Genomic DNA, 22,870 nt, shown 5'->3' with positions numbered 1-22,870 from the left:
CGAATGCGGCACGGAGTGCGGCTGAGACTGTTTCTTGTCCGTGGAAAACGGGTAATGAGTGCTTCCGTCGCAGGTGCGGACGCGTCTTCGCACCACGCCGGGCGGTGTGTCGCCCGGCGTGTGGCACCGCGTCATTGCACGGCGGGTGAGGACGCCTGTGCGTAGCGGCGCACCGGGATCCGTCCCGCCCGCCTTGCCTGGCGGCCCGCGGTCACCGCGTCACGCATGGCCCGCGCCATGCGGACCGGTTCCTGGGCGCGGGTCACCGCCGTCGCCAACAGGACGGCGTCGCAGCCCAGTTCCATGGCCAACGCGGCCTCGCTGGCCGTTCCGATCCCGGCGTCCAGGATGACGGGCACGCCGGCCTCCTCGACGATCAGTTCGATGTTGTGCGGGTTGCGGATGCCCAGCCCCGAACCGATCGGGGCGCCCAACGGCATCACCGCCGCACAGCCCACCTGCTCCAGCCGCCTCGCCAGGATCGGATCGTCGTTGGTGTAGGGAAGGACGACAAAACCGTCGTCCACCAGCTGCTCGGCGGCCTCCAGCAGTTCCACCGGGTCGGGCAGGAGCGTGCGTTCGTCGGCGACCACCTCCAGCTTCACCCAGTCCGTCTCCAGTGCCTCCCTGCCCAGCCTGGCCGTACGCAGGGCATCGGTCGCGGTGAAACAGCCGGCGGTGTTGGGCAGCGGCAGGATGCCGTTCTCGCGCAGCACGTCCCAGACCGATCCCTGGGCACCCGGGTCCACCCGGCGCATCGCAACGGTGGTCAACTCGGTTCCCGAGGCGCGCAGTGCCTCGCCCAGGACCTGGAGGGAGGGCGCTCCGCCGGTTCCCATGATCAACCGTGAGCCGAACGCCCGTCCCGCAATCACCAGGGGGTCGCGCTCTGAAGTGGTGTCAGTCATCGTCAGCCCCCTTGAACCGCGGTCAGCACGTTGACCCGGTCCCCGGCCGACACCTCGGTGTCGTTCCAGTGGGTCTTGGGGACGACCTCGTCGTTCACCGCAGCTGCTACACCGCTGTGCGCGTCGGTCAACCCGCGCACCACGTCGGCCACGGTGGCGCCCGTGTCCACGTGGCGTCGTTCACCGTTGATGATCACGTCCACTGTTCTCACTCGAACCTTTCCGCGGGGATCGGGCGCCGTGCGCACGGCGCCCGATCCCCGAACTACTGCTGCGATGACAGGACAGGCGGCCTCTTGCCGGTCAGGCCGTGGCGCCGAAGTGCCGGGCGGCGTCGAAACGGCGGGCGTACTCCGGCAGGCTGCCGGTGGTCAGGGCCTGAGCCATGACGTCCCCGGTGGCCGGGGTGAACAGTACGCCGTGCCGGAAATGACCGACCGCCAGGTGCAGGCCCGCAACTCCGGTCGGGCCCAGCAGGGGCTCGTTGTCGGGAGAACCGGGCCGAAGGCCCACGCAGGTCTCGGCGATCTCCAGCTCGGCGACCCCCGGCACCAGCTCCCGGGCATCACGCAGGACCTCCCAGACCCCGCCCACCGTGAGACGGGTGTCATGTCCCATCTCCTCCTGGGTCGCGCCCACGATCACTTCCCCGTCGTCGCGCGGAACCAGGTAGACGGGGGAGCCCCTGACCAGGCCCCGAACGGTTCGGCCGACGATGGGATCCTCTCCGGTGGGGGTGCGCAGGCGCAACAGTTGGCCCTTGACCGGCCGCAGTACCGGGACGGTCCCCGTGGGAAGCCCTCCGATCTGCGAAGTCCAGGTGCCTGCCGCGAGGACGACCTGGCCGGCCGGCACGGTCGTGCCGTCGGTCAGGCGCACTCCTCGGACCGTGCCGTCGGCCAGGACCACCTCGGCGACCCGTTCGGGGATGAAGGCGACACCGTGTCGCAGGCAGGCGGAGCGCAGCGCCGCGGTCAGTCTGCGCGGATCCACGGAGTGGTCGTCGGGAGCGAGGATCCCGCCGCGGACCGAGGGCGCCAGCGCCGGTTCCAGCCGGCGGCACTCACGCGAGGTCAAGCGTTCGGTCCGCAGCCCCAGCCGATCCCGGAGGTCGCGCAACTCGGTGAGGACGGCCATGTCGTCGGTATCGAAGGCGACCTGGAGCGTGCCCTTGGTCCGGTACCCGGGGGAGACGTCGGTGTCCTCGGCCAGTTCGTTGAGGAAACTCGGGTAGCGGTCGCGGGACGTGATCCCGAAGCGCATCAGCGGTTCTTCCCCGAACGTCGCCTCGGTGGCCGGGGCGAGCATCCCCGCGGCCACACCCGACGCGGTTCCGGGTTCCTCGGGCGAGACGACGCCGACCCTCAGGCCCAGCCGGGCGGCCCGCCACGCGGTGACCAGCCCGATGAGTCCGGCTCCCGCGACAACCACGTCCGGGGCCGTGAGGGAGGTCCGTCGAGGGGACGACTCATGGTCCATGACGCTCCACTCCCTTCGCCGGCATGACCCGGATCAGGTTCGTGCGGTCGGAGGCTTGCAGCCTCCCTCTCAGCCGGATCACACCCGGCTCCCGCGGGGATCTGTGTACGTTCACCACGATTCTAGGTGCTTGCCCGGTTCCCCGCCGAAGGGGCCCGGCCCACTACGCCCAAAGCGATAACCGGGGACAGGGCCCGCGACCGTGGTCGTTGTGTGGGAGATTGGGAGGGTGATACAGATCGATCGCGACACCGACGCCCTCGTCGGCGAGTGGCTCACCATCAAAGAAGCGGCCAAGGCGCTCAACGTCAGCCCCAACCGCATCAAGCAGCTGATCAGGGAGTACCGGCTCCTGGGAGCCACCCGCAGCGGGGTGCCCTCGATCCCGGCCGCCTTCATCGTTGACGGCGACACCCTCAAGGGCCTGCAGGGCACCATCACGGTTCTCTCGGACTGCGGGTTCAGCGACGAAGAGGCGTTGCGCTGGATCTTCACCTCAGACGAGAGCCTTCCCGGATCTCCCATCGAGGCGCTCCAGGCCAACCGCGGCACCGAGGTCCGACGCCGCGCACAGGCACTGCTGCTGTAGTCCGCCCGGCCCGCGGCAGGGCACCGGGTCGGGGCTAGGGTGAAACGCGTGACTGCGAGTTTGCGAGAACGCCTGGATGCGGCCCGTCTCTACCTGTGCACCGATGCCCGACGCGAACGCGGCGACCTCGCCGCGTTCCTCGACGAGGCACTGGCCGGGGGAGTCAACGCGGTCCAACTGCGCGACAAGAGCCTGGAGGCGCGCCAGGAACTGGCGGCGCTGGAGATCATGCGCGACGCCTGCGACCGCCACGGCGCCCTGCTTTCGGTCAACGACCGCGCCGACATCGCCCGCGCCGTCCACGCCGACATCCTGCACCTGGGCCAGGACGACCTCCCGGTTCCCGACGCCCGCGAGATCATCGGCGACGGGCCCCTCATCGGTCGGTCCAGCAGCAGCGTCGCACTGGCCGCGGCAGCCGACGCACAAGACGGGGTGGACTACTTCTGTGTGGGGCCGGCCTGGGCCACTCCCACCAAGCCGGGTCGGGCAGCGGCCGGGCTCCCGGTCATCCGCGCGGTCGCCGACAGTTCTCCAAGTCGGCCCTGGTTCGCCATCGGCGGTATCGACCTCGACAACCTGCCCGAGGTCCTGGCCACCGGCGCCCGCAGGGTCGTCGTGGTGCGCGCGATCACCGATGCCGCCGACCCGAGGGCAGCGGCCGCCCAGTTCAAGCGGGGGCTCGACCGGGCCTGCCGCTGACGACACCCGGTTACCGGGTCCCGGTGGCCACGGTGCTCATTTGTACACGTGCGAGAGCGCGCTGGGATGCTTGCGCAGGTAGCCCTCGATCGACTGGGCGGGGTGACCGGTCAGGTCCAGTACCGTCTCGCTCACCCGGTCCAGTTCGCCCTCGGCGATCGCCGCGTAGGAACTGACCCATCCCTCCACGGCCCAGTCCGGTGCACCCAGACCGCCACGCGAGGCCAGGGCCTCCTCCCAGGTCTCGGGTATGTATCCGATCCGCTTCCCGGTCACCCCGGAGAGCCGGTCCACTGTCTGCGACAGCGTCACTGCCTCCGGGCCGGTGACGTCGTAGGTCCGGTCCTCGTGCGTCTGTGGATCGGCCAGGACGGTGGCGGCCACGTCGGCGATGTCGTCCCGCGACACCCACGCGACCCGTCCCTGTCCGGCGGGTCCGCGGACCACGCCGTCCTCACCCGCCCAGCGCGGCAGCAGGTCCAGGTACAGGCTCGGCCGCAGGAAGGTGTGCCGCACGCCCGTCGAGCGGATGTGCGCCTCGGTGTAGAAGTGATCCCTGGCGAAGGTGAAGGTCGAAGCGGGCCCGGCCCCCAGGAACGACAGATAGACGACATGGCGGACCCCGGCGTCCAGCGCCGCGTCCACGGCGTTGATGTGCAGCCGGACCCTGTCGGTGGCCTCGGGAGCCGAGACGAGGAACAGCACGTCGGTCCCCTTGGCCGCGCGTGTGAACGCGACCCGGTCCTCGTAGACCGCCATCGCCGCGCTGGAACCGGTCAGCTCCGGCGCGCGGTTGATGTCGCGCACGATCAGCCGCTGCGCGACCCCGCGTCGCGCCAACCGGGCGGCTACTCTGCCGCCCAGCGCTCCCGTCGCGCCGGTAGTGCCAATGGTGTGCGTTGCTTCCTGGTCCTCACCCATGGCTCCCTATCTTCGGTGAATGACCCGTTACGCGCACCACCGGCGCGCCGGGGAATTACGCGGCGCGTCGGTAGGTGAGCCGTCGCAGCAGTGTCTCGGCCGGTCCGCGTTGACCACGGAGCTCCTGGAGATAGGCCAGCGCGACCGTGATCAGCCAGACAGCGATGGCGAAGGCAGCCATCGAGGCGCTGTGCAGTTGCCCGCCCAGGGCCAGACCCCAACCGGCTAGCAATGGGGCGCACAGCACCGACTGGGCCAGATAGCACGACAGGGAGCGCTTGCCGACCGCTGTGAGCGCCACGACCGGTGCACTGGTGGCCGCACGCTCGCTGAGCCGGTGGGCCAGGAGCCCGAAGAACGCGACGTAACCGATCCCGCAGAACAGTCCGGTGACGAGTTGGCTGGTCTGGAACACCGAAGCGGAGGCGGCGGAGACCTCGACGACACCGACGTGGTGCAGCGCGTGCGGGAGCCCGCCCGCCCAACCGACCCCGATGCCCAGCACGGCCGTGGCCCGCAGCAACCCCGGATGGCGACCCGGCTCCTCCAGGACACGCCGGCGCGCAGCCCAGAAACCCAGGAGCAGGGCGATGGGCACGACCAGCGACAGCACCCCCTGGAACAGCACGAGAACGGGCCAGAACATCAGCCGTTGGACGACCGAGGCAAGGTAGTCGGGCTCGCCCAGCATCGCGCTGGCCATGGACAGGAAGTTCATGCTTGCGCCCGGGTCCCAGTCGCCGCGCGCGGCGAACACCGCGCCCACCACCGAGGACCCCACCAGCACCCCCAGCAGGCCCGTCAGCACGCCGGACCACACCAGCAGGGTGCGGTCGGTGCGGCGCAGGAACAGCCGGCCCATGAGTAGTCCGACCAGGCCGTAGGCCCCGAGGATGTCGCCCATCCACAACAGGGCGGCGTGCACCAGGCCGAAGAGCAGCAACCAGAGGTTGCGCCGCCGCAGCAGTCCCAAAGCGGCACGCTCGCTGGTCGCGGCGCGTCGGCGGGTGGAGAGCTGCACCATGCCGTAACCGAACAGGAAGGCGAACATCGGGTAGACCCGCATGTCCACGGCCGTGATCAAAACGCCCTGCACGATCATGTCCGCGGGCGATCCGTCGGTGGGGTGGATCGAGGTCGCCGCGGAGTCCGAGGCCCACAGGTACCAGGCGGTGTTCGCCAGTGCGATCAACAGCAGCATCAGGCCACGGGCAAGATCGGGGGCGAGTGCGCGTTCGCCCCTTCCCGCCGGTGTCCGAAGCGACGACGAGGGTGTTTCCGTGGTCATCGGGGGGAACTCCTCAGGGGCGTTCTACCGGGATGGCTCGTTTCGCCGGCCGGGCGGGGCGGTACCCGGACCGGGCGTGTTCATTGTTCCATTCGGTATCGGACAAAAGGAGCAGATGGTGTGGTCGGCTGTGGGCTGCCGCCATCTCGTGGCCGAGGTCGGGCCGCTCCCGGGAGCGGCCCGGCAGTTCCGATCGCCTCAGTGCTTGCGCTCGGTCGCGGCGAGGATCAGATCGGCCAGGGCCGGACGCGCGTCCGCGAACAGGGCCTCGTGCTCCAGGGCGCGGTTGGCCTCGGCGACATAGCCGACGATCCGCTCCTCACATGCGTCGAGGGCACCACTGGTGGTGATCACCGAGCGCATCCAGTCCACTGCGTCGGTCCCCAGTTTCGGGTCGCCCAGGAGACGGCGAAACTCTGCGGCGTCGGTCCGGGAGGTCAGGCGCAGGGTCTCGGCCACCAGGACCGTGCGCTTGCCCTCGCGCAGGTCGTCCCCGGTGGGTTTGCCGGTCTCCTCCGGTGCGCCGAACACCCCCAGGATGTCGTCGCGGAGTTGGAAGGCGATCCCCAGGGGCAGGGCGTAGGCGGTGTAGACCGGTGCGAGCTCCGGCCCGCGTCCGGCGAGGGCCGCGCCCAGGTGCATCGGCCGCTCAATGGTGTACTTGGCCGTCTTGTGCCGCATGACCCGCAGTGCGTCCTCGACGGTTTCGGAGCCCTTCGCCTGGTTCAACAGGTCCAGGTACTGGCCGGCCATCACTTCGGTGCGCATGAGGTTGAACGGCTCGCGTCCGGCGGACAGGGCCGCCGCCGGCAGCGCGCTGGACTGGTACATGTCCTCGCACCAGGCCAGGCACAGGTCGCCCAGCAATACCGCTGCGCCCTGGCCGAAGGAGGCGGAGTCCCCGTCCCAGCCGGAGGTCGCGTGCAACTCGGTCAGCCGCCGGTGCGCCGCCGGTGCGCCGCGGCGGGTGTCGCTGTTGTCGATGACGTCGTCGTGGATCAGCGCGCATGCCTGGAGCAGTTCCAGGGATGCCGCGGCCTGGTGGATCCCGCGCTCCTCCCCGCCGCCGGCCCCGCGCCAACCCCAGTAGCAAAACGCCGGGCGCAGCCGTTTGCCGCCGGTGATCATGGCATCCAGGGCGTCCAGAACCGGTCGGAGTTCCGCACCGATCCCCAGGACGAGAGCGCGGCGGCGCTCGACGAACGCTTCGAGTTCGGCGTCCACCGCCGGGCGCACGAACGAGAGTGGGGAGAGGTGGGAGAAGCTCATACCGGCAGGCTATCGGGTGCGCTCGATCACCCCGTTCCGGCCGGCCGTCCTGACCGTCCGGGGCGGGGCGAGCCGGTGCCGACGGCCCGGAACGAGACGAAGGGCCGGCAAGGTCGCCAAAGCCTTATGGGGACTTAAACCCCACCGCGAAGGTGGACTACAGTGGAGGCCATGCTCGGATCACCCACGCGTTCGGTCGCCTCGCACGCGCTCAATCCCCGCCCGCGACACATCCGCGAGCTGATCGCCGCAGGTCAACCCACTTTCTCCTTCGAGTTCTTCCCCCCGAGAACGCCCCAGGCCGAGCGCAAACTCTGGCGGGTCATCCGTGAGTTGGAGGCATTGGGGCCGGACTTCGTGTCGGTGACCTACGGGGCAGGCGGCGGCACCCGTGACCGCACCGTCAACATCACCGAGCGCATGGCCACCGACACCACTCTGCTTCCGGTGGCGCACATGACCGCGGTCAACCACTCGGTGCGTGAACTGCGTCATCTCATCGGCCGCTTTGCCGGAGTGGGGGTGTCCAACATGCTGGCGCTGCGCGGTGACCCGCCCGGTGACCCGCTGGGGGAGTGGACCACCCATCCGGAGGGGCTCACCTATGCCGAGGAGCTGGTGCGCCTCATCAAGGAGAGCGGCGACTTCTGTGTGGGCGTCGCGGCCTTCCCGCACAAGCACCCGCGTTCCACCGACATCGACACCGACGTGGACTTCTTCGTCCGAAAGTGCAGGGCCGGCGCCGATTACGCCATCACCCAGATGTTCTTCGAGGCCGACGAGTACCTGCGGTTGCGCGACCGGGTGGCGGCCAAGGGATGCGACGTGCCGATCATCCCCGAGATCATGCCCGTCACGAAGTACGCCACCATCGCGCGCTCCGAGCAGCTCTCCGGCGCGCCGTTCCCGACGCGGTTGGCCGAGGAGTTCGCCCGGGTGGCAGACGACCCCGAAGCCGTGCGCGCGCTGGGCGTCGAGCACGCCACGCGCTTGTGCGAGCGGTTGTTGGACGAGGGAGCCCCCGGGATCCACTTCATCACCTTCAACCAGTCCACGGCTACTCGCGAGATCTACCAGCGACTCGTCCCGGTCCGCCGCCCGGCAGTGGTAGCGGCAGCGGCGCAGCCATGATCGCGAAAGCGCGTCCCGGACTGCCCGGGAAGTAGAACTCCGCCAGCACGTCGGTGAATCCGAACGAGGAGTACAGCCCTCTGGCGGGGGTGGGTCCGGTGTGCGTGGACAACACCGCGGTGCGCTCTCGGCGCCCGGAGGTGAGCCGGTGCAGTACGGCCCGGCCCACGCCGCGGCCCTGCCAGGCCGGCAGGACGTGGACCTCCGCGACCTCAAAGGAGTCCCCGAGCCAATGGCGGGCGCCAGCGGGGTCGGAGCCGCCGAGTTCGGCGCTGACCACGTCGTGCCACCACTGTCCTGGCGCACCGTGGAAGCCGTAGGCGAAGCCGACCGCCTCTCCCCGGCCGGTCACCGCGGTGACCGAATGGAAGCGGGGATAGTCGGCATGCTGGCGCATGATCGCCTGGCGCCCGGACAACTGGTCGGGCGGCGGAGACATGGCCGCATAGTAGATCTCCATCAACGCGGGGACCGCGTTGACGAACGCCGGCCCGGCCAGCTCCCACATCTCGATTTCGGTTTCCACATCGACACCCTAGGGGCTGGCCTCGTGATCAGCCCTGATCTTGGCCGATGTCGGCGGGGTCCCCGCCGGTGAGACGGACCAGTTCGTCGAACGAGGTGGGAAAGACCGTGTGCGGGTGTCCGGCCGCGGCCCACACCACGTCGTACTTGGCCAGCCATTCGTCCACGAGGGTGCGTACCGGTGCCGGGTGGCCCAGGGGTGCGACCCCGCCGATCGGCTGTCCGGTATGGGTGCGTACGAAATCCGGAGTCGCACGTTCCACCCGGTGCCCGCCGATCAGGGCGGAGACCTTGGCGGTGTCCACCCGGTGCGCGCCGCTGGTCAGTACGAGTACGGGGGAGGGCTCGCCGTCCGCGTCCAGTGCGGAGAAGACCAGGCTGTTGGCGATCGCGCCGACCTCGCAGTCCAATTGCGCTGCGGCGGCCGCCGCTGTTCGGGCGGATTCGGGAAGTTCCCGCACCTGGCCGGGGGCGCCCTTGTCCGTGAGAAGGTCGGCGACTTTTCGTGCATTACGGTGCATGGGGGCGATCCTAGGTCCTGGTGGCCTCGAAAGGTGGGCCGACCGTTGACGAACGCCTGTTCGAGCGTGTTCAATGAATACTAGATCGAACTGCTGTTCGGCCCAGGCTGCCGTGTTTCCCCTCGTGTCGCTGCCCCCGTGGCGGCCCGCGGCGCGTGCGCTCGGGCGGGGGTGGACAAGCCCCTTGCCCGCACCGCGTCCAGGAGGCAGCCACCTCTGGAGGTGACGCCAATGTCCCAACCGGCGATTTTCTCTGTCTCCGACGTCGCGCGACGACCGCGCAGGACGCTCGTCCCCGGGGTGGGGACCGCCCTGGACTCCGCGCGCGGCTATCTCACCGAATCCGCGGACGCCCCGACCCCGGCCCTGCGCTATGTCAACGCTCATCTCGCCGCGCTGCGCACCGCCGCCGCCGTATTGGCCCAGCGTGCTGATCCCGGGGCCAAGCAGGGACGGGCACGCGGCCCGCGCAGTGCGTGGGAGTTGCTGCCCGCAGCAGCACCCGAGCTCCACGAGTGGGCGCTGTACTTCGCCGCCGGTGCGGCCAAGAGGGCGGCTGCCGAGGCCGGCCTGGGGCCCGCGGTCACCGCGGAGCAGGCGGATGTCCTGTTGAACGACGCCCGCGCCTTCCTGGCGGTGGTGGAGTCCCTGTTGGGGTGCGGCCCGCTGCGCCGCACGGGGTAGGTTGACGCAGCGTCCCGACAGCACAGCGGCGGCCGTTGATGGCGGCCACCGCTGTCATGGATCCGTTGTTTCCCCTGGGGACGAGGGGAAGCGGGCGTGCAAAACGCGCGCCCGGGGGCCGCGCCTTGCTGGGAGGGGCGCGGCCACAGGTGAAGAAGAAGCCGTTGCCGGGCGACGCGTCGCCCGGAGGACTCTAGAAGGCGTCCACCGCGCGGCGGGCCTCGGGGTCGAGCACGCCCCAGTTGATGAGCTCCTCGGTGAGGTCGCCCGGCGAGCGGTCGTAGATCACGGCCAGCGAGCGCAGGTCCTCCTGGCGGATGGACAGCACGCGTCCGTTGTAGTCGCCCCGCTGGCTCTGGATGGTGGCGACGTAGCGGGCGAGCGGCCCGGCCTTGTCCTGGGGCAGTTGCTGCATGCGCTCCAGGTCGATGACCAGCTTGGGCGTCGGGGCCAGCGGCGACGGCGCGGCCCCGCCCGGGAGCAGCTCCGACATCGGCACACCGTAGAAGTCAGCCAGCTCGGCCAGCTTCTGCACGGTAACGGCGCGGTCGCCGCGCTCGTAGGAACCGACCACGACGGCCTTCCACCGCCCGTGCGACTTCTCCTCGACCCCGTGCAGGGACAAGCCCTGCTGGGTGCGGATGGCGCGCAATCGCGCGCCCAGAGACTTTGCGTATTCGGATGGCATCTTCTTCAGTGCTCCCCGGCCGTGAAGGTGGCTGGTGCGGGCAGCGGACTCGGCGAGCGAGTTCGTTCGGTCATCGCGCTAGGCCCGTTAAGCCGCTTGTGTGCGGTTTCGTACGGACGTCGCGCGACCGTGCCCCCCAGAATGGTTACGGACAGTGACGGTAAGGCGGTCCGGTCGCCAGGTCAAGCCGTTGGGTGAAAACGCGACGATTAAGTGTCCAAACTGTGCGTAAGTGAGAGGTCTCTCATACCTCACTGAAATAGGACACATCGGTTCCGGATCATTGATCGAAAGCCTGTCCGCACAAGGCTTTCCGGGACGGAGGTCCAGGTGGCCACCTCCAATCGTCCCCGTCCCCTCCAGTTGTGCGCGTTGGAAATCAAGATCCAGTCTAGTGATGAGTGTCATATTTTTGTCAGCCCCCGGTCCTTGCGTCCCAGGCCTCCCCCGGTCGCCGGGGGCCGCGCTGATAGCGTGATGGCCGTCCGACGTCCTTTAACGACCTGTTCTGTGAGGCAGGGAAGGAGGTCATCTCATGCATGCCCAAAAACATGCTGATGATGGCGATGAATCCAGAGCCGTCCTCGAAGGCCCCGAGATCGACCGGGCGCTGACCCGGATCGCCCACGAGGTGCTGGAGCGCACCAAGGGCGGGGCCGACGTCACCCTGCTGGGCATTCCCAGCGGTGGAGTCCCGCTCGCCCAGCGTCTCGCCGAGCGCATCGAACGTGTCGAGGACCGCCCGGTCCCCTGGGGCTCCCTCGACATCACCATGTACCGCGACGACCTGCGCCTGGCACCGGCCCGTGCACTCGGCCGCACCGAGATTCCCCCGGAGGGCATCGACGGCCGCACCGTCGTCCTCGTCGACGACGTCCTGTTCTCCGGCCGCACCGTGCGCGCGGCCCTGGACGCTCTGGGCGACCTCGGGCGGCCCCGCGCCGTCCAGTTGGCCACCCTGGTGGACCGCGGCCATCGTGAACTGCCCATCCGCGCCGACTACGTGGGCAAGAACCTCCCCACTTCCGTGCGCGAGAGCGTCACCGTGCTGCTGAAGGAGATCGACGGGCGCGACGCGGTGCTCATCGGTCCGGCCAAACGCCGTGCCGGCCACGCCGGCGACACCACCGTGCAGAGCACCCACGCGGAGGGCGACAACCGATGAGACACCTGCTCTCCGCCGGCGACCTCAGCCTCGACGAAGCAACCCTGGTCCTTGACACCGCCAAAGAGCTCGCCCAGGTCGGCGGACGCTCGGTGAAGAAGCTGCCTACCCTGCGTGGCCGAACGGTGGTCAACCTCTTCTACGAGGACTCCACCCGAACCCGTATCTCCTTCGAAGCCGCGGCCAAGCGCATGTCGGCCGACGTCATCAATTTCTCCGCCAAGGGTTCCAGCGTCTCCAAGGGCGAGAGCCTCAAGGACACCGCGCTCACCCTGCAGGCGATGGGCGCCGACGGCGTGGTCATCCGGCACGGCGCCTCCGGCGCGGCACGGAGACTGTCCAACTGGGTGGACGGTGCCGTCCTCAACGCCGGCGACGGTACCCACGAACACCCCACCCAGGCGCTGCTGGACGCCTACACGATGCGTGAGCGCATGGGACGCCTCGACGGCCTGCGCGTGGCCATCGTCGGCGACATCCTGCACAGCAGGGTCGCCCGCTCCAACGTGCTGCTGCTGCGCACCCTCGGCGCCCACGTCACGCTGGTGGCCCCGCCCACCCTCCTGCCGGTTTCGGTCGCCGGCTGGCCCTGCGAGGTCTCCTACGACCTCGACGAGGTCCTGCCCAAGAGCGACGTCGTCATGATGCTGCGGGTCCAGGCCGAGCGGATGAACGACGCGTTCTTCCCCTCCGCGCGCGAGTACACCCGGCGCTATGGCCTCGACGGTGACCGTTTCGCCCAGTTGCCCGAGCACGCCGTGGTCATGCACCCGGGGCCGATGATCCGCGGGATGGAGATCTCCGCGGAGGTCGCCGACTCGCCCCGCTCCACCATCGTGGAGCAGGTCACCAACGGTGTCAGCGTGCGTATGGCCGTTCTTTACCTGCTGCTCGGCGGGTCCGAGTCCGGCATCGGGAACTAGGGGAGACGAGAACAGACATGAGCCAGACCACGACCTACCTGATCAGGGGCGCCCGCGTCCTCGGCGGGGAGCCCGCCGACATCCTCGTGCGCGACGGGATCATTGCCGACCTCGGCCCCGACCTGTCCGCTGAGGGCGCCGAGATCGTCGAGGCCGCCGGCCTCGTCGCCCTGCCCGGGCTGGTGGACATCCACGTCCACCTGCGCGAGCCCGGTCGCGAGGACGCGGAGACCGTCGCCAGTGGTTCCCGCGCCGCTGCCATGGGCGGGTTCACCGCCGTGTGCACGATGGCCAACACCGACCCCGTCGCCGACACCGCCGGAGTCGTCGAGCAGGTCTGGCGGCTCGGCCGTGAGGCCGGGTACTGCGACGTGCAGCCCATCGGCGCGGTGACCAAGGGCCTGGGAGGCGAGCGGTTGGCCGAACTCGGTGCGATGGCCGACTCCGCGGCCAGGGTCCGTATGTTCTCCGACGACGGTATGTGCGTCTCCGACGCGCTGCTGATGCGCCGCGCCCTGGAGTACGTCAAGGCATTCGACGGTGTCGTCGCCCAACACGCCCAGGAGCCCCGCCTCACCGAGCACGCCCAGATGAACGAGGGCGAGGTCTCGGACCGTCTCGGACTGGGCGGGTGGCCGGCGGTGGCCGAAGAGGCGATCATCGCCCGCGACTGCCTGCTCGCCGAACACGTCGGCTCCCGCCTGCACATCTGCCACGTCTCCACCAAGGGGTCCGTGCAGATCATCCGCTGGGCCAAGAGCCGCGGTTGCGACGTGACCGCAGAGGTCACCCCGCACCACCTCTTGCTCACCGACGAGCTCGCCGAGAGCTACGATCCGATCTACAAGGTCAACCCGCCTCTGCGCACCGCCGAGGACGTCCAGGCGCTGCGTGAGGCGCTGGCCGACGGCACCATCGACTGCGTTGCCACCGACCACGCCCCGCACCCGGTCGAGGCCAAGGAGACGGAGTGGGCCAACGCCGCAATGGGAATGATCGGCTTGGAGACCGCACTCTCGGTCGTGCAGCACGCGATGGTTGACACCGGGCTTCTGGATTGGGCGGGGGTGGCTGAGCGAATGTCGGCGATCCCGGCACGCATCGGCCGACTGGCCGGTCACGGCCGCCCGCTCGTGATCGGCGAACCCGCCAACATCACGCTCTACGACACCGCTGCGGAACGCGTGGTTGACGCCGCGTCCATGGTCTCCAAAAGCGCGAACACCCCCTACCGGGGCATGCGGTTGCCCGGTCGGGTCGCAGCGACGTTCCTGCGCGGTATCCCGACGGTCCTCGATGGGAAGGTCCAGTGACAACAAGCAGCCAGGCACAGGTACCCGCGATCCTTGTGTTCGGGGGCGGCGGAGTGAGCCTGACGCAGCGAGCGGAGTCGTCGGTGGCGGTTGCGCGTAGCGCTTCTCTCGCCGGTGGCGTAGCGAGCGAGGAGCGGTGAACGACCAGGCGGCGCACGGCCGTCCTACGGAGGAGAAGAAAACCATGCAGGTACCCGCGATCCTTGTGTTCGGGGGCGGCGGAGTGAGCCTGACGCAGCGAGCGGAGTCGTCGGTGGCGGTTGCGCGTAGCGCTTCTCTCGCCGGTGGCGTAGCGAGCGAGGAGCGGTGAACGACCAGGCGGCGCACGGCCGTCCTACGGAGGAGAAGAAAACCATGCAGGTACCCGCCATCCTTGTGCTCGAAGACGGCCGCGTTTTCCGAGGCACCTCTTTCGGGGCCGAGGGTGAGACCTTCGGCGAGATCGTCTTCAACACCGGCATGACCGGCTATCAGGAGACGCTCACCGACCCCTCCTACCACCGCCAGATCGTGGCCATGACCGCCCCGCACATCGGCAACACCGGGGTCAACGACGACGACCCCGAGTCGGGCCGTATCTGGGTCGCGGGCTACGTCGTGCGCGAACCCGCGCGCATCCCCTCCAACTGGCGCGCCAAGCGCACCCTGGACGAGGAGCTGCGCCGCCAGGGGGTCGTGGGAATCGCCATGCCCGGGACCCGGGCGCTCACCAGACACCTGCGCGACAAGGGTGCGATGCGCGCTGCGGTCAGCACCGTCGAACTCGACGCCGACGCGCTGCTCGCGCGCGTGCTGGCCAGCCCGGCCATGGCGGGGGCCGACCTTTCGGCCGAGGTCAGTACCACCGAGCCCTACATCGTGTCTCCGCCCGAGGGAATGCCCGCCCGCTACACCGTCGCCGCCATCGACCTGGGGATCAAGGCCATGACGCCCCAGCGCCTGGCCGAGCGCGGTTGTGAGGTCCGGGTGCTGCCCGCGAGCAGCACGGCCGAGGAGATCCTCGCGCTGGGCCCCGACGGGGTGTTCTTCAGCAACGGTCCCGGTGACCCGGCCACCGCCGACACGGCGGTGGCCGCGATGCGCGGAGTGCTGGACGCCGGAACACCGCTGTTCGGTATCTGTTTCGGCAACCAGATCCTGGGCCGTGCCCTGGGCCTGGGCACCTACAAGCTGCCCTTCGGGCACCGAGGCGTCAACCAACCGGTCCGCGACACCCGGACCGGACGCGTCTACATCACGAGCCAGAACCACGGTTTCGCGGTGCAGGCCGACGCCCAGGCGCCCTTTGACACTCCGTACGGGCCCGCCGAGGTCAGTTACATCGGACTCAACGACAACGTCGTGGAGGGGCTGCGGCTGCTGGAGCGTCCCGCTTTCAGCGCCCAGTTCCACCCGGAGGCGGCGGCCGGCCCGCACGACGCCGCGGAGCTCTTCGACTCCTTCGTCGCGCTGATGGCCGCCCACAAGGACAAGGACACTGCCGGCGTCTGATCCCGCCCGGCACCAGCACACTTCTCGCGGCCGCGGTCGCGCCCGACCGGGCGCCTCGCGCGGCCGTCCTCCCGTTGACACTGGGGAATACAAGCAATGCCGCGTCGCAAAGACCTGTCATCCGTACTCGTGATCGGCTCCGGGCCGATCGTCATCGGCCAGGCGTGTGAGTTCGACTACTCGGGCACCCAGGCGTGCCGGGTGCTCAAGGACGAGGGCCTCCGGGTCATCCTCGTCAACTCCAACCCGGCCACCATCATGACCGACCCCGAGTTCGCCGACGCCACCTACGTCGAGCCGATCACTCCCGAAATGGTCGAGAAGATCATCGCCAAGGAGCGCCCCGACGCGCTGCTGCCCACTCTGGGCGGTCAGACCGCGCTCAACACCGCGGTCGCACTGCACGAGTCGGGCGTGTTGGCGCAGTACGACGTCGAGCTCATCGGCGCCAACATCGACGCGATCCAGTCCGGCGAGGACCGCGACGTCTTCAAGGGCATCGTCGCCAAGATCGGCGGGGAGTCGGCGCGATCGCACATCTGCCACACCATCGAGGAGTGCCTGGCGGGCGCGGAAGAGCTCGGATACCCGGTCGTGGTGCGTCCTTCCTTCACCATGGGCGGCTCCGGTTCGGGCTTCGCCCACAACGAAGCGGACCTGCGTCGGATCGCCGGTCAGGGACTCGCGCTCTCTCCCACCACCGAGGTCCTCCTGGAGGAGTCCATCCTCGGCTGGAAGGAGTACGAGCTGGAGCTCATGCGCGACGTCCACGACAACGTGGTCGTCGTGTGCTCCATCGAGAACCTCGACCCGATGGGTGTGCACACCGGCGACTCGATCACGGTGGCGCCCGCCATGACGCTCACCGACCGCGAGTACCAGCGCCTGCGCAACATCGGTATCGATGTCATCCGCGAGGTCGGCGTGGACACCGGTGGTTGCAACATCCAGTTCGCGGTCCACCCCGATACCGGCCGGATCATCGTGATCGAGATGAACCCGCGGGTCTCGCGCTCCTCGGCACTGGCCTCCAAGGCGACCGGTTTCCCCATCGCCAAGATCGCGGCCAAGCTCGCCATCGGCTACAGCCTCGACGAGATTCCCAACGACATCACCGAGAAGACCCCGGCCAGCTTCGAGCCCACCCTGGACTACGTGGTCGTCAAGGTTCCGCGTTTCGCCTTCGAGAAGTTCCCCGGAGCCGACCCCGGCCTGACCACCACCATGAAATCGGTGGGCGAGGCCATGGCGATCGGCCGCTCCTTCCCCGAGGCGTTGCAGAAGGCCATGCGTTCCCTGGAGAAGAAGGGCGTGGGGTTGACCTGGGACGGCGACCCCGGGGAGAAGGCCGACCTGTTGCGCTCGGCGGCGACTCCCACCGAGCACCGGCTGCGCCAGGTCCAGCAGGCGTTTCGCGCGGGGGCAACCGTGGAGGAGCTCTACGAGGCCACCCGGATCGACCCCTGGTTCCTGGACCAGCTGCTGCTGTTGGAGGAGAAGGCCCGCGAGTTGGCGGCCGCGCCCAAGCTCGAGACGGACCTGCTGCGCTCCGCCAAACGACTCGGCTTCTCCGACCGCCAGATCGGTGAGATCACCGGCAAGAGCGAGGAGGTCGTACGCGAGCTGCGTCATGCCCTGGACGTGCACCCGGTCTACCTGACCGTCAACACCTGCGCCGCCGAGTTCGCCGCGCAGACGCCCTACCTCTACTCCAGCTACGACGAGGAGACCGAGGTTCCCGAAGGCGTTCGGCCCAAGGTGATCATCCTGGGCTCCGGCCCCAACCGCATCGGCCAGGGCGTCGAGTTCGACTACAGCTGCGTGCACGCCTCCTTCGCGCTGTCGGAGGCCGGTTACGAGACCGTCATGGTCAACTGCAACCCCGAGACCGTCTCCACCGACTACGACACCAGCGACCGGCTCTACTTCGAGCCGCTGACCCTGGAAGACGTCCTGGAGGTCGTGCGCGCCGAGCAGCTGACCGGCCAGGTGGCAGGAGTCATCGTGCAGCTGGGCGGCCAGACTCCACTCGGGCTGGCGCGCAAGCTCAAGGAGGCCGGAGTGCCCATCGTGGGCACCAGCCCCGAGGCGATCGACCTTGCAGAGGACCGCGGCGAGTTCGGCAGGGTGCTCGCCGAGGCCGGGCTCCCCGCGCCCAAGCACGGCATGGCCCAGTCCTTCGACGAGGCGAAGGCCATCGCCGACGAGATCGGCTACCCCGTCCTGGTGCGCCCCTCCTACGTGCTCGGCGGGCGCGGAATGGAGATCGTCTACAACGAGGCGATGCTCGCCGACTACATCGAGCGCAACACCGAGGTCTCCACCGAGCACCCGGTATTGGTTGACCGCTTCCTCGACGACGCCATCGAGATCGACGTGGACGCCCTCTACGACGGAACCGACCTGTTCCTGGGCGGGATCATGGAGCACATCGAGGAGGCCGGCATCCACTCCGGTGACTCCGCGTGCGCGCTGCCGGCGATCACCCTGGGCAACGAGGACATCGAGCGCATCCGCTACTCCACCGAGGGCATCGCCCGCGGAACGGGCGTCCGCGGCCTGCTCAACGTGCAGTATGCGCTGGCGTCGGGCGTGCTCTACGTCCTTGAGGCAAACCCGCGCGCCTCGCGTACCGTGCCCTTCGTGTCCAAGGCGACGGCCGTTCCGCTGGCCAAGGCGGCGGCGCGCGTCATGATGGGCACCACCATCCGTGAGCTGCGCGCCGAGGGCATCCTGCCCGCCGAGGGCGACGGCGGCACCCTCCCCCTGGACGCGCCCGTCGCGGTCAAGGAAGCCGTGCTGCCCTTCAATCGCTTCATGGACAACCAGGGCCAGGGCGTGGACACGGTGCTCGGCCCGGAGATGCGTTCCACGGGCGAGGTCATGGGGCTGGACGTGAACTTCGGCGCCGCCTACGCCAAGTCCCAGCTCGGCTCGCACGGCACGCTCCCCGTCTCCGGGAAGGTCTTCGTCTCGGTCGCCAACCGTGACAAGCGCAGCATGATCTTCCCGATCAAGCGGCTGGCCGACCTCGGCTTCGAGATCCTCGCCACCGAGGGAACCGCGCTCGCGCTGCGCCGCAACGGCGTCCAGGCCGCCGTCGTGCGCAAGCACAGTTCGGGTACCGGCGCCGACGGCGAGCGCACCATCGTCCAGCTGATCCATGACGGCGAGGTCGATCTCATCATCAACACCCCGTTCGGCAGTGCCGGCCAGTCCGGCCCGCGTCTGGACGGCTACGAGATCCGTACCGCCGCCGTCATGCGCGGGGTGCCCAGTGTGACCACGGTTCAGGGACTCGCCGCGGCCGTGCAGGGCATTGAGGCGCTGATCGGTGGACAGATCACGGTCCACTCCCTTCAGGAGCACGCCGAGACGCTGCGCGCCTCGGCGCAGTAGCGTCCGATGGCGCGTGTGTGGGCCGGGGCGGTCACCCCGGCCCACACACCCGCAAGGCCGTCGCGTGTTCAACGGCCGCGTTCGGTTTGCAGGACAATGGGGACCGAACGTCAGAGGAATGAGGGTCCCAGGGGTGAGTGACTTCCGGCCGGTGCAGATGAGCAGCCCGGTGCTGACCGTGCGACGGGTGGACTCCTATCACGCCATCACGGTCGTGGCCCCGGGAGTCGCCGAACGGTTCCGCTCGGGGCAGTTCATCGCGATCGCGGTCGGCGGGGAGCAGTCCAGCATGTTGCTGCGCAGGGCGTTCGCCGTCCATGACGTCAAACCCGACTACGGCGGGACGGTGGAGTTCCTGTTCGCGGTCCGGGGCAAGGGCACCGCGTGGCTCGCCGAGCGCCGCTCCCGTGATCTTCTCGACATCATCGGTCCACTGGGAAAGCCGTTCCCACTGCCCAGGGACCCCGTGAACTGCGTGCTGGTGGGCGGCGGGTACGGCAGCGCACCGCTGTTCCCCCTCGCCCAGGCCCTGCGCCGTCGCGGTTGCCGGGTGGACTTCGTCCTCGGCGCGGCCTCGTCGGACAAGGTGCTCGGCGCGATGGCGGCACGCCGGCTGGCGGAGACCGCGACGTTCACCACCGAGGACGGCTCCTTCGGTGTGCGGGGCAGGGTCACCGACGCACTCGGCCAGGTCATCGAGGACGCTCGCTCCGATGTCGTCTACACCTGCGGGCCGATGCCGATGCTGCGCGAGGTCACCGCGTTGGGGTTGCACCACGACATACCGGTGCAGGCGCTGGTCGAGGAGACGATGGCGTGCGGCACCGGGGTCTGCATGAGCTGTGTCGTCCCGGTGGTGGGCGGGGACGGCATCACCCGCATGGTGCGCTCCTGCGTGGACGGTCCGGTCTTTCGGGGGGAACGGATCCGTTTCGACGATGTCGGGACCATTCCCTTCGACGCGCTCGGCGCTCCGGGATGGAAGGCGCGCACCGACGACGACTATCCCGCTCGCGAGGCCGGGTGAGCGCGTCGAGCGCTCCTCCCGGGGCGGCCTGGTGGCAGGGGACGGCCCTGCCGCCCGTTGCGGGCGTCCCGGAGCCGGCGGCCCCGGACGGAGCGCGGCCCACGCCCGGCAACGGCAGTGCGAACACGAGAGGTGGACGCGGCATGACCCCCGACCTTCGGGTCCGGTTGGGCGACATCGAGCTGGCCAACCCCATCATGACGGCGGCCGGCTGTGCCGGTTCCGGTCGAGAGCTGGCACAGTTCTTCGACATCGCGCGGATCGGCGCGCTCGTCACCAAGTCGGTGATGGTGGAGCCCAGGGCCGGGCGCCCGGCGCCCCGGGTGGCCGAGACGCCGAGCGGGATGCTCAGCGCGGTCGGTTTCCAGGGGCCGGGCATCGAAGTCTTCCTGCAACGGGACCTTCCCTGGCTGCTCTCCCGGGGCGGGAGGGCAGTCGTCTCGGTGGCGGGGGGTTCCCCACAGGAGTACGCCGAGCTGGCCCGCAGACTCTCGGACGCCTCCGGGGTCACCATGATCGAGGTCAACCTCTCCAGTCCCAACCTGGCGGAGCGGGGACGGCACTTCGCCCACGACGCGGGTGCGGCCGCCCGGGTCGTGAACGCGGTGCGTGCGAAAACGCGTTCGGACATCCCGGTCTTCGCCAAGCTTTCCCCCGATGTCCCCGATCTGGTGGCCCTGGCACAGGAATGCGTGGCCGCCGGTGCGGACGGCCTGTCCATGGTCAACACGGTCCGGGGGATGGCCATCGACCCCGTCACAATGCGTCCGGCGGTTGCCGGGGGAGTCGGCGGGCTTTCGGGGCCGGCGATCCGCCCGATCGCGATCGCCTGCGTCTACGAGGTGCACGCCGCGCTGCCGAAGGTGCCCCTGATCGGGATGGGTGGCGTGCGTACGGGTTCCGACGCTTTGGAATTCGTCCTCGCCGGAGCCAGCGCGGTGGCGGTAGGTACGGTGATCTTCAACGACCCCTCGGCCTGCGTGCGGATTCTCCGGGAATTCGAGCAGGCGTTGGTGGATCGCGGTGTGGGGCGGGCAGCCGATCTCGTGGGTGCCGCGCATCGTCCGCCGGGGCCCCGGCACGACGATGACCATCGCGGACGCCCTCGTGGCGAAGGGCGCTGAGACGGCCCGTGCCGGATCAAATCCGCAAAGTCACCGAGTTCTACCGATGTCGCCTTCCGGGGCCGCAGGAGGCGCCCTGGGTGCCTTCTTGTGGCCTCCAGGGCAATCGTCCTCGACCAGAGACCTGAATCGGTGCGTGACCACCGGTTTCCTGGGCATGATCGCCGCGTGTCCGAATCGCGCCACGCGTGACATGGTGTCCCAGCGCTTGACCATTGACGAAACCGGGGATCGGGAGCGGGCCCGTCCGCTCCCGGTGACGACCCGCCCCACCCGGGGCGGTCCATCCGGCCCAACCATTCCTGACACGAAGGAGAACGATCGTGGCAGCGCCTATCGCCGTCGCCATCGACGCACCCGACATTGAGACCGCCGCCCGCTGGGCATCCGCGGTCGCACCACATGTCAGCACGCTGAAGGTGGGACTGGAGCTCTACCTGCGCTACGGGCCCGAGGTCATCACCACGATGCGCGGGGCCAGCAAGGTCGCGCTCTTCCTGGACCTCAAACTGCACGACATCCCGGCAACGGTCGCCGGAGCGGCCCGCGCAGTGGCGCGGCTCAAGCCCTCGATCCTGACCGTGCACGCCGCCGGCGGCGCCGACATGATCAAAGCTGCGGTCGAGGCGGCCCCGGACACGAAGATCGCGGCCGTCACGGTGCTCACCTCGCTGGACGACTCGGCTCTGGAGCAGATCGGCCTGCGCGGGTCCACCTCGGATGCGGCGCGCCGCCTCGCCGCACTGGCCGTCGGTGCGGGGGCACGTGCTCTCGTCTGTTCGGCCCACGAGGTGGCCTCGCTGCGGGCCGAGGTCGGTCCCGACATCACGATGATCACTCCTGGGGTGCGCCCGGCAGGCTCCGACCGTGGGGACCAGGCCCGGGTTGCCACTCCGGAGGAAGCCCTTGCAGCGGGATCCGACCTGTTGGTGATCGGCCGCCCGATCACCAACGCCGCGGATCCCGGTGCAGCGGCGGCGTCCATCGCTTCGGCGATCCGTCGGGCCGAGGCGACGTCTGCGTAAAGCGCCGCCGAGATCCTTTTGGGTCTTTAGTGGTCCTTGGATATGTTCGTCCGAAATTGCGCTGGAGGTGCCTGCTGTGGTTAAGGTCACTCAAATCGGTGGGCTGGGGCTTCGTTCCAGCTCGGGCGGCTAGTCAGGACCAAAGTCCCGATTTTCGCTCCTCTCCGCATTCGTTGCATCACTCAACGTAGTTAGTTGGATGAAATAGCGCTTGAAAAGCCACTTTGCGTTGCCGAAGGGGCCTGGAACCTACTAACTTGCGCAGGCGTCCGCCCTCCAAAAACTAGAGAAAACCGAGGTGACCCGGCGTGGCCCTTCCTCCCCTCACACCTGAACAGCGCGCTGCGGCTCTTGAGAAGGCCGCCAAGGCCAGAAAAGAGCGCGCGGAGGTCAAGAACCGTCTCAAGCACGGTGGCATCTCCCTGACCGACGTCCTTAAGGGCGGTCAGACCGATGACGTCATCGGCAAGATGAAGGTCTCCGCACTGCTTGAGTCGCTCCCCGGCGTCGGCAAAGTCCGTGCCAAGCAGATCATGGAGCGCCTCAACATCGCCGAGTCGCGGCGCGTCCGCGGCCTGGGCGCCAACCAGCGCGCCGCGCTGGAAAGCGAGTTCGGCGGAACCGAGTAGTTCAGGTGCGGCCCCGGCGTGCCTAGCGCGCCAGCGTCGTCACACGGTCGGCCTGCCGACGCGTCCAGC

Annotated in this window: 22 protein-coding genes and 1 riboswitch; of the genes, 13 read left to right on the top strand and 9 right to left on the bottom strand. The window is 69.2% G+C overall.

Annotated features, from left to right (window positions below; genetic code table 11):
• Positions 1-131: 131 nt before the first annotated feature.
• The 3 genes from AC0VYP_RS16525 to thiO all read right to left on the bottom strand — a co-directional run bounded on the left by AC0VYP_RS16525 (position 132) and on the right by thiO (position 2,387).
• Positions 132-908 carry a thiazole synthase gene (locus tag AC0VYP_RS16525; protein WP_285756917.1) on the bottom strand — a complete coding sequence of 259 codons (777 nt, stop codon included), beginning with the start codon at positions 906-908 and terminating at the stop codon, positions 132-134.
• 2 nt (positions 909-910) lie between these two features.
• Positions 911-1,111, bottom strand: a complete 201-nt coding sequence (gene thiS / locus AC0VYP_RS16520) for a sulfur carrier protein ThiS (protein WP_475474268.1) — start codon at positions 1,109-1,111, stop codon at positions 911-913.
• A 100-nt stretch (positions 1,112-1,211) separates the two neighbouring features.
• The gene (thiO, locus tag AC0VYP_RS16515; protein WP_475470579.1) at positions 1,212-2,387 is read right to left on the bottom strand and encodes a glycine oxidase ThiO; all 1,176 of its coding nucleotides are present in this window, start codon (positions 2,385-2,387) and stop codon (positions 1,212-1,214) included.
• Positions 2,381-2,492, bottom strand: a riboswitch (TPP riboswitch). (Overlaps the previous gene by 7 nt.)
• Before the next feature lie 124 nt (positions 2,493-2,616).
• On the opposite strand from thiO, the gene AC0VYP_RS16510 reads away from it, so the two are divergent.
• Both AC0VYP_RS16510 and thiE read left to right on the top strand, forming a co-directional pair.
• Positions 2,617-2,976, top strand: coding sequence for an Rv2175c family DNA-binding protein (locus tag AC0VYP_RS16510; RefSeq protein ID WP_285756915.1), 360 nt, complete (start codon positions 2,617-2,619; stop codon positions 2,974-2,976).
• A gap of 48 nt (positions 2,977-3,024) precedes the next feature.
• The gene (thiE, locus tag AC0VYP_RS16505; protein ID WP_475470577.1) at positions 3,025-3,678 is read left to right on the top strand and encodes a thiamine phosphate synthase; all 654 of its coding nucleotides are present in this window, start codon (positions 3,025-3,027) and stop codon (positions 3,676-3,678) included.
• Between the two features lie 36 nt (positions 3,679-3,714).
• On the opposite strand, the gene AC0VYP_RS16500 is transcribed toward thiE, so the two are convergent.
• From AC0VYP_RS16500 to AC0VYP_RS16490, 3 genes are all read right to left on the bottom strand, one after another.
• A complete protein-coding gene (locus AC0VYP_RS16500; RefSeq protein ID WP_285756913.1) occupies positions 3,715-4,599 on the bottom strand; it encodes an SDR family oxidoreductase in 885 nt (294 codons plus the stop codon).
• Between the two features lie 55 nt (positions 4,600-4,654).
• Positions 4,655-5,887 (bottom strand): DUF418 domain-containing protein, encoded by a 1,233-nt coding sequence (locus AC0VYP_RS16495; protein ID WP_475470575.1) that lies wholly within the window; start codon positions 5,885-5,887, stop codon positions 4,655-4,657.
• Between the two features lie 198 nt (positions 5,888-6,085).
• Positions 6,086-7,156: a polyprenyl synthetase family protein gene (locus tag AC0VYP_RS16490; RefSeq protein WP_475470573.1), complete on the bottom strand. Its 1,071-nt coding sequence runs from the start codon at positions 7,154-7,156 to the stop codon at positions 6,086-6,088.
• Between the two features lie 171 nt (positions 7,157-7,327).
• On the opposite strand from AC0VYP_RS16490, the gene metF reads away from it, so the two are divergent.
• Positions 7,328-8,287, top strand: a complete 960-nt coding sequence (metF, locus tag AC0VYP_RS16485) for a methylenetetrahydrofolate reductase [NAD(P)H] (RefSeq protein ID WP_475470571.1) — start codon at positions 7,328-7,330, stop codon at positions 8,285-8,287.
• Here the strand turns inward: metF and AC0VYP_RS16480 are convergent.
• Together AC0VYP_RS16480 and AC0VYP_RS16475 are read right to left on the bottom strand one after the other, a co-directional pair.
• Complete coding sequence (locus tag AC0VYP_RS16480) at positions 8,214-8,813, bottom strand: GNAT family N-acetyltransferase (RefSeq protein ID WP_285756909.1); 600 nt, start codon at positions 8,811-8,813, stop codon at positions 8,214-8,216. The genes metF and AC0VYP_RS16480 overlap by 74 nt on opposite strands.
• A 28-nt stretch (positions 8,814-8,841) precedes the next feature.
• Positions 8,842-9,333, bottom strand: coding sequence for a YbaK/EbsC family protein (locus AC0VYP_RS16475; RefSeq protein WP_285756908.1), 492 nt, complete (start codon positions 9,331-9,333; stop codon positions 8,842-8,844).
• 231 nt (positions 9,334-9,564) lie between these two features.
• On the opposite strand from AC0VYP_RS16475, the gene AC0VYP_RS16470 reads away from it, so the two are divergent.
• Entirely contained in the window at positions 9,565-10,017 is a 453-nt protein-coding gene (locus AC0VYP_RS16470) for an SAV_6107 family HEPN domain-containing protein (RefSeq protein WP_285756907.1), read from the top strand.
• Positions 10,018-10,210: 193 nt separating this feature from the next.
• Here the strand turns inward: AC0VYP_RS16470 and bldD are convergent, their stop codons facing one another.
• A complete protein-coding gene (gene bldD / locus AC0VYP_RS16465; RefSeq protein ID WP_285756906.1) occupies positions 10,211-10,705 on the bottom strand; it encodes a transcriptional regulator BldD in 495 nt (164 codons plus the stop codon).
• A 535-nt stretch (positions 10,706-11,240) separates the two neighbouring features.
• Here bldD and pyrR point away from each other — a divergent pair.
• From pyrR to mihF, 9 genes are all read left to right on the top strand, one after another.
• Positions 11,241-11,870, top strand: a complete 630-nt coding sequence (pyrR, locus tag AC0VYP_RS16460; RefSeq protein ID WP_475470568.1) for a bifunctional pyr operon transcriptional regulator/uracil phosphoribosyltransferase PyrR — start codon at positions 11,241-11,243, stop codon at positions 11,868-11,870.
• Positions 11,867-12,793, top strand: coding sequence for an aspartate carbamoyltransferase catalytic subunit (locus tag AC0VYP_RS16455; protein WP_285756904.1), 927 nt, complete (start codon positions 11,867-11,869; stop codon positions 12,791-12,793). Before pyrR ends, AC0VYP_RS16455 begins: the two co-directional genes overlap by 4 nt.
• Before the next feature lie 17 nt (positions 12,794-12,810).
• On the top strand, positions 12,811-14,106 hold the full coding sequence (locus tag AC0VYP_RS16450; RefSeq protein WP_285756903.1) for a dihydroorotase: 1,296 nt from the start codon (positions 12,811-12,813) through the stop codon (positions 14,104-14,106).
• A 354-nt stretch (positions 14,107-14,460) separates the two neighbouring features.
• On the top strand, positions 14,461-15,597 hold the full coding sequence (gene carA / locus AC0VYP_RS16445) for a glutamine-hydrolyzing carbamoyl-phosphate synthase small subunit (protein WP_285757847.1): 1,137 nt from the start codon (positions 14,461-14,463) through the stop codon (positions 15,595-15,597).
• A gap of 96 nt (positions 15,598-15,693) precedes the next feature.
• Entirely contained in the window at positions 15,694-18,996 is a 3,303-nt protein-coding gene (gene carB, locus AC0VYP_RS16440) for a carbamoyl-phosphate synthase large subunit (protein WP_475470567.1), read from the top strand.
• Between the two features lie 133 nt (positions 18,997-19,129).
• The gene (locus AC0VYP_RS16435; RefSeq protein WP_475470565.1) at positions 19,130-20,023 is read left to right on the top strand and encodes a dihydroorotate dehydrogenase electron transfer subunit; all 894 of its coding nucleotides are present in this window, start codon (positions 19,130-19,132) and stop codon (positions 20,021-20,023) included.
• Between the two features lie 143 nt (positions 20,024-20,166).
• Positions 20,167-21,147: a dihydroorotate dehydrogenase gene (locus tag AC0VYP_RS16430; RefSeq protein ID WP_285756900.1), complete on the top strand. Its 981-nt coding sequence runs from the start codon at positions 20,167-20,169 to the stop codon at positions 21,145-21,147.
• 323 nt (positions 21,148-21,470) lie between these two features.
• The gene (pyrF, locus tag AC0VYP_RS16425; protein WP_285756899.1) at positions 21,471-22,172 is read left to right on the top strand and encodes an orotidine-5'-phosphate decarboxylase; all 702 of its coding nucleotides are present in this window, start codon (positions 21,471-21,473) and stop codon (positions 22,170-22,172) included.
• A gap of 308 nt (positions 22,173-22,480) precedes the next feature.
• Positions 22,481-22,801, top strand: coding sequence for an integration host factor, actinobacterial type (gene mihF / locus AC0VYP_RS16420; RefSeq protein WP_285756898.1), 321 nt, complete (start codon positions 22,481-22,483; stop codon positions 22,799-22,801).
• Positions 22,802-22,870 lie beyond the last annotated feature (69 nt).

The organism is Nocardiopsis sp. iso_186 (genome assembly GCF_056173365.1).
Note: the sequence above shows the minus strand (reverse complement) of the source record. Positions and strands in the feature narration are given on the sequence as shown.